The organism is Marinobacter adhaerens HP15 (genome assembly GCF_000166295.1).
GTDB classification, from domain to species: Bacteria; Pseudomonadota; Gammaproteobacteria; order Pseudomonadales; family Oleiphilaceae; genus Marinobacter; species Marinobacter adhaerens.
This window is the reverse complement of sequence record NC_017506.1, coordinates 2,105,403-2,116,176: the sequence shown is the minus strand read 5'-3', so window position 1 is coordinate 2,116,176 and position 10,774 is coordinate 2,105,403. Positions and strand designations below refer to the sequence as shown.

At 52.3% G+C, this 10,774-nt stretch carries 15 protein-coding genes; all 15 read right to left on the bottom strand.

Translation table 11 applies throughout. The features are described from left to right. Positions 1-13: 13 nt before the first annotated feature. Positions 14-1,294: an ABC transporter substrate-binding protein gene (locus HP15_RS10015; protein ID WP_041645274.1), complete on the bottom strand. Its 1,281-nt coding sequence runs from the start codon at positions 1,292-1,294 to the stop codon at positions 14-16. A 237-nt stretch (positions 1,295-1,531) separates the two neighbouring features. Next, complete coding sequence (locus tag HP15_RS10010) at positions 1,532-2,821, bottom strand: ABC transporter substrate-binding protein (protein WP_014577367.1); 1,290 nt, start codon at positions 2,819-2,821, stop codon at positions 1,532-1,534. Beyond that, entirely contained in the window at positions 2,818-2,928 is a 111-nt protein-coding gene (locus tag HP15_RS22660; protein WP_264642437.1) for a helix-turn-helix domain-containing protein, read from the bottom strand. The genes HP15_RS10010 and HP15_RS22660 overlap by 4 nt, the downstream gene beginning before the upstream one ends. A gap of 98 nt (positions 2,929-3,026) precedes the next feature. Continuing rightward, positions 3,027-4,205, bottom strand: a complete 1,179-nt coding sequence (locus HP15_RS10005) for a sigma-54-dependent transcriptional regulator (protein WP_014577365.1) — start codon at positions 4,203-4,205, stop codon at positions 3,027-3,029. Next, entirely contained in the window at positions 4,205-5,794 is a 1,590-nt protein-coding gene (locus tag HP15_RS10000) for a sensor histidine kinase (RefSeq protein WP_227499742.1), read from the bottom strand. Before HP15_RS10000 ends, HP15_RS10005 begins: the two co-directional genes overlap by 1 nt. A 523-nt stretch (positions 5,795-6,317) precedes the next feature. After that, the gene (locus tag HP15_RS09995) at positions 6,318-6,731 is read right to left on the bottom strand and encodes a hypothetical protein (protein WP_014577363.1); all 414 of its coding nucleotides are present in this window, start codon (positions 6,729-6,731) and stop codon (positions 6,318-6,320) included. Beyond that, complete coding sequence (locus tag HP15_RS09990; protein WP_014577362.1) at positions 6,731-7,258, bottom strand: hypothetical protein; 528 nt, start codon at positions 7,256-7,258, stop codon at positions 6,731-6,733. The genes HP15_RS09995 and HP15_RS09990 overlap by 1 nt, the downstream gene beginning before the upstream one ends. Before the next feature lie 131 nt (positions 7,259-7,389). Next, entirely contained in the window at positions 7,390-8,511 is a 1,122-nt protein-coding gene (locus tag HP15_RS09985) for a phage integrase Arm DNA-binding domain-containing protein (protein WP_014577361.1), read from the bottom strand. Next, positions 8,511-8,714, bottom strand: coding sequence for a hypothetical protein (locus HP15_RS09980; RefSeq protein WP_014577360.1), 204 nt, complete (start codon positions 8,712-8,714; stop codon positions 8,511-8,513). Before HP15_RS09980 ends, HP15_RS09985 begins: the two co-directional genes overlap by 1 nt. Before the next feature lie 13 nt (positions 8,715-8,727). Then, complete coding sequence (locus HP15_RS09975) at positions 8,728-9,213, bottom strand: hypothetical protein (RefSeq protein ID WP_041645272.1); 486 nt, start codon at positions 9,211-9,213, stop codon at positions 8,728-8,730. Beyond that, the gene (locus HP15_RS22890) at positions 9,206-9,334 is read right to left on the bottom strand and encodes a hypothetical protein (RefSeq protein ID WP_014577358.1); all 129 of its coding nucleotides are present in this window, start codon (positions 9,332-9,334) and stop codon (positions 9,206-9,208) included. The genes HP15_RS09975 and HP15_RS22890 overlap by 8 nt, the downstream gene beginning before the upstream one ends. Beyond that, positions 9,334-9,765 (bottom strand): hypothetical protein, encoded by a 432-nt coding sequence (locus HP15_RS09970; RefSeq protein WP_014577357.1) that lies wholly within the window; start codon positions 9,763-9,765, stop codon positions 9,334-9,336. Before HP15_RS09970 ends, HP15_RS22890 begins: the two co-directional genes overlap by 1 nt. Continuing rightward, positions 9,762-10,103, bottom strand: coding sequence for a hypothetical protein (locus HP15_RS09965; protein WP_014577356.1), 342 nt, complete (start codon positions 10,101-10,103; stop codon positions 9,762-9,764). Before HP15_RS09965 ends, HP15_RS09970 begins: the two co-directional genes overlap by 4 nt. A 12-nt stretch (positions 10,104-10,115) precedes the next feature. Further along, positions 10,116-10,478 carry a nucleoside triphosphate pyrophosphohydrolase family protein gene (locus HP15_RS09960; protein ID WP_041645271.1) on the bottom strand — a complete coding sequence of 121 codons (363 nt, stop codon included), beginning with the start codon at positions 10,476-10,478 and terminating at the stop codon, positions 10,116-10,118. Then, positions 10,471-10,749: a hypothetical protein gene (locus tag HP15_RS09955; protein WP_014577354.1), complete on the bottom strand. Its 279-nt coding sequence runs from the start codon at positions 10,747-10,749 to the stop codon at positions 10,471-10,473. Before HP15_RS09955 ends, HP15_RS09960 begins: the two co-directional genes overlap by 8 nt. Between the last annotated feature and the right edge of the window lie 25 nt (positions 10,750-10,774).

The window sequence follows — 10,774 nt, the reverse complement described above, 5'->3', positions numbered from 1 at the left end:
TGGGTCAGTGGGCTCAGTTACACTCGGCACCTGGCATGCCGGCTTTGATCCACTCTACAGTCTCTGCGCCTTCCGGCGGGTTGACGCAATCTGCCGGGTAGCGGGTAATGTCGGTAAAGGTGATTTCACCGTCCACACGTTTGAGGCGACCATAAACCATCTCTGTTGCAGCCTGATGGCCCTTACCGCGACTCATTTCAACCCGGCCGCCCGGGCCGTCAAATTCGAGACCTTCAAAGGCGGTGATTACCTCCTCGGTAGACGCACCAACACCGGCCTTATCTTGAGCCAGCTTTAGGCCAATTAGCGCATGAGCCATGTGGTAGGCAGGGAAAGTCGGCGGTGTGCCGAAACGCTCGGTGAATTCGGTCTGGAACCAAGTGTTCAGTTCACTTTCCGGAGCGAATGGACCGAAGGGACCACGGGCACCGATGATGGCACCGTCGGGCAGGTGTTCGCCAAGACTGTTGAGTGCAGTCTCGCCAGCAGTGAAGATTACCTGGTTGTCCGCCAGCAGACCACGAGCGGCTGCCTGGAGTACGAATGCGTCTGTGTCACCACCCCAGAAAGATGTGTGAATAACGTCTGCGGAGTTCACTTGCAGGGCAGAAATTTCGGCACCGTACTGGCCCGCGAACAATTTGGGGAACTGTTCCGTAGTGATTTCAATATCCCCGCCGCGAAGGACCTTTAAAGTCTCGGTAAAATCGCGCCAGCTGTCGTGACCCCAAGAGTAGTTCTGGTTTATGCCTGCGACAGATTCCAGGTTGGGAACGTTTTCGTGAACATAGCGGGCCGCCGCGATGTTGTCCATGCTGGCGGTAGAGTGGGTGCGGAAAACATACTCGTAATCAGCTTCCTCGAAGACCCGAGGCGTGCCACAGTCGAACAAAACGGTCAGCATCTTAAGTTCTTCAGCGACAGCCGGGATGGCAAGACAGTCGCCGGAAGAGATGTAACCTACGACCGCATCGACGCCGTCGCGCTCAACAAGATTTCGAAATTCTGAGGTTTGTTTTGTCGCACCGCCAGCCTCGTCAACGTAGACAGGCGTGATCATTCGACCGTCAATTCCCTTGCCTTCAATTGGGGCCGGCAGGGTGCCGTCGTTTATAGCATCGATTACCAGGTCAGCAGCGTTCTTTGCGGGAATTCCGAAAGGCCCGGACGCGGCGCCTGAAAGAAAGGTTACAAGGCCTAGTTTGTATTCTTCATTGGCGTAAGCATTGAGGCTCATGGCACCTGTAGTCATGGCACAGGCGACCGTCGCTGCAGTAAGCAGGGGACGTTTCATATCAGATCTCCAGACTGTTGTTCTTGTGTCGTTTGGTTGGACAACCAGTGTTGTTTTTTTCCGGTGTCCTGCCCGACGCTTTTCAAGCCGGCCTGTGTCTGATTGCACGCCCTATGCCAGAAATTCTAAATTCGTAAGTGGCTGTTTTTATGGAATATAGATTTCGGAGTGAGGTTTTCTTGAAGTCGGTGAGCGAAATCCGCTCATGTCGGGTGAGCGAAGATGAGCGGTTTTCGCTCATTCTGTGAGAGGGTGAACTTGCTCGTAATCAGACGGGTAATAGATTCGCCAATTACCGAGCATTACCTTCGCTGGAGGGTAGCGAGGGTCCTTTACAGTCTCGCCAATCGCCATTACTTGTCGGATTTGATGAGTCACTGGATCCATTGAGGATTGGAAACCCGGCGGATCCTCAGGCGTAGTCAGACTCAACTGCTCAAAAGCTCGCTCGATGCCTTCTAGATCCTTGTAATTCCCGCTTGCTTGGCTTGCTGCTTTGGCAATTGCGAGTATGCCGGTGAACGCGCCTTGCGCCCCGGAGGAGGGGTAGTAACCGGCTTGCCGGTGGAACTCCTGAACAAACCACCGATTGAAATCAGTTTCCGGCCAGTTGTTGTGATGGCGCGATGCTAGTAGCAATCCCAGAGGCATGCGATCGCCTAAGTGAGCAAAAATCTCGTAATCGCCACCTTTTTCAAAGTTCGCGAAGCGGGAAACATCAAACAGCCGGGTGTCAGTAGCCTGGGTGACGAAAGCGACGAAATCCCCTCCCCACAGGCTATTCACGACCAAGTCTGGTTCTTGTCTGATCAGCTCATTAATGTAGTGGCTGTAGTCTGGCTCACTTAACCGAGGCCAGAGTGTGCCGGCAATCTCGTAATCCACGCCCAATTTATTCAGAGCCTCGCGAAAATCGGCCCACACCTGATAGCCGTATTCGTAATCGGGACCCAGGTACGAGATTCGAAGCGGTTTTTTCTTCAAGTGGTCATCAAAGTAATCTCTGATAAAGAGCGCTCCCGCAGTCATCGATTGACGCGTGTCGTTCGTCACACGGAAATAGCGATCGTGGAAAAATTCATCGGTGAGCCTGGACGAGGCGTGGTCCGTACCGATGAAAAACGCATCTGCGGAAGCTGCGATTTCGGTGACTTGAATAGCAACCGATGAGTTGACAACGCCACAGAGAAATGTGGCTTGCTCTTCCTCGACGAATCGTTTTGCAATCGTAACGGCGGTTGACCGTTTGGATTTGGTGTCTCCAAGCAAAACCCTGAGGCGTGGTAGTGTCGGCAACCCCTGCTGTTCAATGTATTGAAGCGCGAGTCGTATGCCCACTACCGAATCTCGCCCCAAGACACCTGCTCGTCCGGACATGGGGTAAAGGCATCCAACGATAATATCCGCTGTATCCTCGCTTGCACCTAAAGACTCCAGCGCCTTCGAAGGCATTGGAAAAGTGACGAGGACCACCAGACAGATTCCAAACAGGATACCGATGAATCGGTCGTGGGAAATTGGGATCACAGCTCATCTCCGGTGAGCCCCAGCTTCTGCATCCTTCTTTTCAGTGCGTGTCTGGATATTCCGAGGGAGTTTGCGGCATCACCCTTCCGGCCGTTGGATTGAGCCAATGCGTCCAAAATGCATTGAGCTTCCCGTTTTGCAATTTCACTGGTCAATGATCCATTTTTTTCGTTGCGTTCAACATCATTATCCGCAATCGAAGTTTTTATTGAGGAGCTGACTTCGTAATTTCGGGGGGAAGCTGATCGACATTGATGCTCTCACCAGCGTGCAAGATGGTCAGTCTCTCGATGGTATTGCGCAGTTCCCTAATGTTTCCTGGCCAATCGTAATTGCAGAGTGTGGTGAGGGTTTCGGAAGAAAGGTTGATCGGCCTGCAGCCTTCTTGCGCTGCAAGTCCTGTTGCGAAATTCGAAGCCAGCATGGGGATATCATCCCTACGCTCGGCAAGAGACGGAATGGTAAGTGGCATAACGTTTAGACGGTAGAAGAGGTCCTCCCGAAAAGCTCCTGTTTGAGCCTCGGTCTGTAGATCCCTGTTACTGGCCGCTATAACACGCAGATCAGCCTCTATTTCTTTCTGGCCGCCGACCGCGCGGAAGCGGTGGGTTTCAAGGAAGGTTAATAGCTTTGCCTGAAGAGGTAACGGCAGCTCACCAATCTCATCCAGGAACAAAGTCCCCCCGTTTGCTAACTCAACCAAGCCAGTTCGGCGCTTATCGGCGCCCGTGTATGCGCCTTTTTCTGCGCCAAAAAGTTCGGCCTCTAGCAGGTTTTCTGGTAGCGAAGCGCAATTTACAGATACGAACGGTGCGGCTCTGTCTTTTGTGGCGTGCAAAGCTTTCGCGATGAGGGTTTTCCCGCTGCCTGATGGCCCCTGGAGAAGTACCGTGCGCGCAGAGCTCTTACCGATGCGCTCGACTTGATCAAGTAGCTTGCGCATGGCCGAGGAGTGGCCAACAAGGCCGTGAACGTCCGCTTCCCGCTCTCTCCGATAGGCCACTTCCTCTGTCAGTTGGCGATGCTTGTGATTGCGCTGAATCAGAAGAATCAGTTCGTCCAGGTCAAACGGTTTGGTGATGTAGTCTTGTGCGCCTTTTTTGACTGCCTCGACAGCAGCACGAGTATCGCCATGGGCCGAAATCATGATCGTGATGGGCGGGGCCGGGAGTGCCTGGACCTGGTCGAGAACCTCAAAACCAGATTGGTCGGGCAATTTAAGATCGAGCAAGACCACGTCTGGTGTCCGTTTTTCAATCTCGGTGAGTCCGCTTTTTCCGTCATAGGCGGCGAAAACCGTCATTCCTTCTTCTTCGAGCGAAAACATCAGACTACTAACAAGGTTTTTCTCGTCATCGATGATAAGGACGGTAGGCGTTCGCATTAAACGGATCCCTGGTTTTCGTTGTTCAAATAGAGCGGTAGTTTCAAAGTTACTTTTAGGCCTTCGCCAGAAACGCTTTGGAAACGAAGGTTACCTTGATTAGCTTGCGCGAGCTGTCTGCAAATGGCCAGGCCGAGACCGGTGCCATTGGTTTTCGTTGTGAAGAAAGGCTCGGTTAGGTGGATCAGGTGGTCAGCGCTTACGCCGGGGCCGTTATCGCTGACAGAAACATAAACTGCTAAGCCTTGCTGTTTGGTTCGAATTGTAACCCGGCCCCCAATACCCTCCATTGCCTGAATGGCGTTCATCACCAGATTCATAACGATCTGTCGGACCTGTGAAGAGTCGGCCCATGCGTAAACAGATTCGTGCTCGACTTGTACCAACTCAATCCCATGGCGATGTGCCACTGCATCGGCGAGAATTTTCACTGTTTCAACAACGTCGATGATGTTGACCTTGCTTGCCTTGGCTTCTCTCGGGCGAGCGTAATCCAAGAGCAGTTGGACAACATCGTTTACTCGGTCGATCTCATGGTCAACTGATTCCATTAACTTTTGGCGTTTGGGATCCGACTCCTTCCGCGATAGGGCCTGAATTGTAGTCTTTATGGTTGCGAGAGGGTTTCTAATCTCGTGTGCAACGCCCGCGGAGAATTGCCCGAGTATGGCACGGCGTTCTACGTCAACCATGCTCTTTACCAGCCGCCGAAGACGAAGGCGCATACGTTCGAGGGCAAAGGCCAGATAGCCTATTTCCGCTGTACCCTCCGTGTGTAGCGGAGTATCAAAATCGCCTCCAGCAACTCTGTCAGCTCCTTCAATCAAAGGAGTGACCTGTTTTTCCAACCTTTTTGAAAGGTGACGTGACAACAAAATAACGGCCAAGGCCGCTCCAGAAGCCAAAAGGATTAACCCGAATCTGGCTGACTCCAAAGGGCCCAGCAGAGGGTCACCGAGCCATTGAAGGCGTATGTGCCAGCCCTCGATAAAATCGTTCGAGTTAATGTCCTTGGCGGAATAGGAAGGTTGTCCGGGTATATTTCCTACGGCGGTAATGGGTACGTTTTGGGGCGTTACGATAAGAGGGCTCTGCAAGCCCGTGAGGCTCAGATCTTTTACCTGATCGGTAAGGCTCGCAAGGCGCACAACCAAGCCAACCCAGGCTTCAGGGGCGGGATTAAGCCCTGTAGGGCTGAGTCTGAGAACAAACCAACCGGGCCTGCTATCAGTTGGTAGGGCCGGACCGATTATTTCTCCGTTGGCAAATGGAGTTAAAGGCAGTTCGTCCAACTCCACTTGCTGCAGCAGCGTTTGAGTTAGATACCACAAGGGCGCCTCGTATCGGGATGGCTTGACCACTACCCCATACAGATGGGGACTATCGAGAGCCTGGCGCAGCTGTGCCATGACCTCGGCATTAGGTTTCTCTTCGGCGTTTGCAGTGGTCAACCAATCGAAAACCTCAGGTACGTCGGCAAGAGCCTCAAGCTCATAGATTCGCTCCTGGAGGAAAGTTCTTAAGAGGTTCTCTGCGCCCGCAAGTCGAGCATTCGTCCGACTTTCTGTCACCTTTTCCAGTGCTTTCACATACTGTGTGTCGTACATGAACGCCAGGACAACAAGTGGGATCAGGGCAATTAAAAGTGCGCTGAATAGATATCGTCTCGCTAACCCATTCCGGCGAAGGACCCTCAAGCGAGGTGGAGCAGAGGCATCATGTTTTATTATGCTTTTCATGCAGAGATCATATCGGGAGTTGCGCGGTCTTGGAATATTCCGCGGCGGTGCTTCGTTTTGATTCTGCGATAAGCGGCCTGGGAAGGTCTCTGAATGGACGGGCATAAAAAAAGCCACTGGGCGTTAGCCAAGTGACTCTTTTCAACAGGATTGGTAGGACCACCCAGATTCGAACTGGGGACCTCTACCATGTCAAAATAACGCACTAAGAAAAGTAACCACCTGAATTTAATATAAAAACTATCTTAGATCGCTCGCCTTAAACGCAGACTTTGCAGACTATATAAATCAACGCATTGCGCACTGTATATCTGGAAATTTCGGGCATAAAAAAACCAGGCACTGTGGCCTGGTTTTTACAATCTTGTGACCGTTACGCAGCTTTGAGTTCGGGGCACTCAATCTGAACGTTTTCCCGGTCGGCAATTTCACGAGCCTGCTCGTAGGCTGCACGCTTGCCTTCAAACAGTTCGTCACCGGCGTACGATAGCGCTGCCTCGATGATTCGAATCATCGGAATGAAATGGCATTCAGCAATTTCAGGGTGCTGCTCACGCACGCGCTCAAAAATGTAACGGAAACCTTTGCACTTAAAGCCAATCACTCGCTGGCGAGTCTTATCTTTGTACAAGGTAAGGAAACCATCAATACGAACAGCCAGTGCAAACTCATCTGAGTTCACGTATTCAACACAATCCATTGGGGCGTTGTAGGTTGCTTTCGCCTCGAAGGCCTCGGCCAGTGAGACGTTGAATGCTCTATCCAGAACAGTATTAAGCGTTTCCATTACCAAACCCTCTTCTCATACCTTTCTTCATGATCTTCCGGGAGGTAGCAATCTTGAGTATCTGCTGGGATCCACTCCCAGCCAAGGATTACTCCATCATTGTAGTCGGGATCTTCAAAATTCACATAAATGGCAAAAAGTGCGTCTTCTGGAACTTCCTGCCTTTGAGCCACGCACACCATGTGTGCGATGTACTCGTAAAAAAACTTGGGTTTGACGATATATACGAAAATCTCACCATCTCGACCATTATCCTTGTAGGGACGGTTGATCCCCTGGAAGAGACTGCAAGCGTGCTTCACGCCGCCATGGTGATCAGGAAAAACGTGTTCCTGTTCGTGAAAGCCAATATTCGGAACCGGTGGAACAATGCCGCAAACGTTATAAAGCATTTCAAACAGCTTAGTGCGCTTGCCAGCATTTGCGTAGGTCGCAACGGTATCAGGGTGTATCTGAAGGTAACAAAGTGCTTTGCGATTACCTGGTGCCGGCGCCGGAATATCCTTAAGGGCTTTCTCGTAGTCCATCAAAAACGGGCTGTATCTTAGTTATTGTGTATTAATTAAGCAATAGGTGCAGATACTGTATAGGTAATTTAAATACCTTGCTAGCTTTTTACTACAAGCTTAGACGAAAGGGTTACCAAAGAGTTCCGCTGTTATTTGATTTTCAAACCCGCCTCGACCTTTACCCACCGCTGCTCATGCCCCTGCTGATAATGCTCTGTCATCTTTCCATCGGCATGCGCCATCAGCGGCTGGATGTACGTTTCGTTGTCGAACCCCTGCTTTTTGTAGAGCCATGAGCCCAGGGCGCGGATCTCGTGGAAGGTTGGGCGGTGTTGCCTGGGCACGTTTTTGAAGCTTTCGCACTTGTCCCGGGTTTTGCGGAACTCGGCGGTGAAGGTGTTGGGTGTGAGCTTGGTCCAGTGGTCGCGGCCTTCGGCTTCCACTTTGCGCTCTGGCCGTCGGTGGATGATGTAGGGGCTGGCGATCTTTGATTGCCTGGCCCGGGTGACGATCTCCTCCAGCTGGGGGCAGTGGATCATAAGGTGCGAGTGTTCGTGCTTGCTGGACTTCTGCCTAACCACCTTCAGAACTTTGTCCTGGTAATCAGAGAACTTCATATTGATCACTTCCGCGCGCCCCTGCAGGGTGATCAGGGCGATTTCCATGGCGTTCTGCATCCACGGTTCGGCTTTGGCGTGGATCTCCCAAAACTGTTCCAGGGTGAGGCGGCGGCGGGCTTTCTCGTATTCTGACTTGGCATAGGTAACCTCTGCCGGGTTGCTCATTTCGAGCGGGTAGAGGCCTTTGTTGATGGCAAAGCGGAACAGTTCGATCAGCGTGGCCCGGTGCTTTATGTAGGCATCGCGTTCGAAGTTGTCATCAAGGTACTCGGCAACTGTCTGCACGTCCATTTCGTCAATCAGCTTGTTGCCCAGGTCGCGCTCAATACGTTTGAGTCTGTAATCGAGGATCTTCTCAGTTCCCGATGCCAGTCCTTTGGTGGGTAGCAGCTCTTTGCGGTACCGGTAGATGAGGTGGTTGATGTCTTTATCCGCGGTGCCCATTACCTGAGCCACCAAGTTGCGCTCCGGAATCAATATGCTGTTCAGCTGGCGAGCGGCCGCGTTGGCTTCCTGTTTGTTGGTGCCCATGGAATGATATTGGCCGGTGACCGGGTGCTTGTACTGGTAGTATGTAACGCCGTTCTTAGTGCTACCGTAGAGGTTCTCTACCAGATCCTTGTTCTTTTTGAGCCGCTTTCTTGGTGCCATCAGTTTGCCTGCAGTACCTTGTCGACCAGCGGATTGCCGGTTGCCATCTTGCTTTTGTCTGGATCCACGAACCAGAGCCCGCCGATTTTGCGTGCTCCTGGAATGTGGCCCTCATTGGCCCACTTGTAAACCACTCGCATGGACGGGCCGGGTTCCTCGAAGGTTTCCTCTCTCCATTTTTCCAGAGGTTTGAGCTTGGCCATAGTAGTTACCTCGCTACTTGCGGATCACAGGGAGGCCTTTCAGGCACTGGTGGTCGGGGCCCATGTCGAAAGGGCATTGGCAGTCTGGGTAGGTGCATTGCTTGTGTTCTCTGAGCGGATGCAAGGCTTTAAGGATTCGATCCCGCTTTATCATCAGGTTTTCAAGTCGATCTGCCACCTCATGAGTCGAAAGTTCTTTACCGTCTATCCAGAGTTTCCCGCCATTTCCAGATCGCATTGTTGCGTTTATGGCTTGGTTGATGTCTTCCAGGCATTCAGCCAGGCAGTTGGCCATTTCCAATATTTCGGCTGATGACTCGGCCAAGTCGATTTTCAGGCTTGAGATTTTCTCAGCGTCTCCAGATTTGCTTTGCTCCAGTTCTTGCTGGAAAGGTGCCAGATAGCCAACCAGGAGAAGGCGCTGGTCTTCTGACAAGGGAGCTCCGGCGCGTTCCATGCAGTTGGCTATGTTTTTTGGGAGTTGGGTGAAGTCACTCATAACCACATTCCTTTGTTTGCTCCTGAAGGTACTCTCGCTGCTCGGTTTCAATAACCTGGCCGACACCAAAGCCTCCAAGGGTTCCAAGAACCGTTGCCAACAGCCAAAGTCGTAGCGACATCACTTGCCCTCCGGCCTGTTGCCTTTGATGTCCAGCACGCAGTTAAGCTCATCCCAGATGCTGGCGGAAAGGTTCACTACCTGCTGGCCGCTGCCGTCCCAATCTGGTTCTGCTCTGAGCTTGAGATCCCGGCGGATGCTGGTGGCTACATTTTCCAGGTCTTCGATGCGTTTCTGGGCTTTCTCGGCCTCGGCTCTGGCATCATCGAACCAGGCTTGCAGGTCTCGGTTTGCAGCCTCCAGCTGCTGCAGGCGAGTGGCGGCTTCAGCAATCACCAGGTCGGCATCGCGATCGCACTCGGCAGGGATTCTCATGGTGAATTCGCGGTCTCTTGATTCACCGCCCCTGGTAATTGCATCAGCCAGTTCCTTAAGCCTTGTGATGATTTTTTCGAGCGGTACGTGTCTGGTATCCCGATAGGCGTTACTCATAGCCTGAGCCCCTCCTGTTCTGGAATTTCCCGGTACCAGATCACAACCGGGCCGTCCTCGGTGTCATGGATACTGAGCATGTACCAATCTTCGCTTGGAGGTTCGGGAGTCCAGCCTATGCACCCAGCGTTGCCTTCATCGAAATGGCTGATAAAGGCGGGGTGGTCTTCATTTAACTCGTATTCCATTTGAGACGTGGAGATCTCAATGTTCTGGTCTTCGCACCACGCTTTCCACTCTTCCTTCGGGATGATTTCTCGGTCTCCGAATAGTTCATTGAATGCAGTGTGGGTCCAGAATCCATCTTCATCTCGGCGCACTGGTTCGGGTGTCAGCATTTCCGGGCCTCCTTATTCGTAGCAGAGCGCGCAAGGGCCACCGGTGGCCGGTTGTCTGCAGCCACCGAATCCGCACTTCGCGCCCTGGTAAGCATGTTCAGGACACCCCTCTACCGCGATGCGCATGGCGGTGGATGCAACCTGAACCGCCTCTTTGTAAACCTGTTCGGGTGACCAATTCGATTCCTTGATCTTCAGAAGCGCCTGTGCCAGTTCTCCTACTTCCTCCATCAGGGCTGTATCGAGATTTGCGCCTCCCGGGAATTTCTCTCTGGCTCTCTGGTTTTCCTGCGCCACCTCAAATAGGAATTTTCCTCGCGGGTGTGAGCCGTGATATTCGATGGCAACGCCGCCTATCATTCTTGGATTAATCATTTCCGGAAGACTCCTCTTTGATCTGGTCTTTAGTGAGGTAAACGGTGCGCTCAGTACCTCTGATCTTTATGGCTAGCCGCCCTTTTCTAGGGCCCGATTTCGCTCTTCGGAATTCCGCGCCTTTCACTTCCATTACTTCCCAGTCTTTCGGTTGCTCTCCCAGCCAGCCCGCTTCGAACAGGCGGAAGTTATCCGGCACTGGTTGCATTTTCTTCAGTGCCAGTTTTCCGAAGGCGGTGTGTGCGAAGACATCTTTCTCCATGTCCGTCATCGTCTGGCCTCCCTCAAATCCTGAT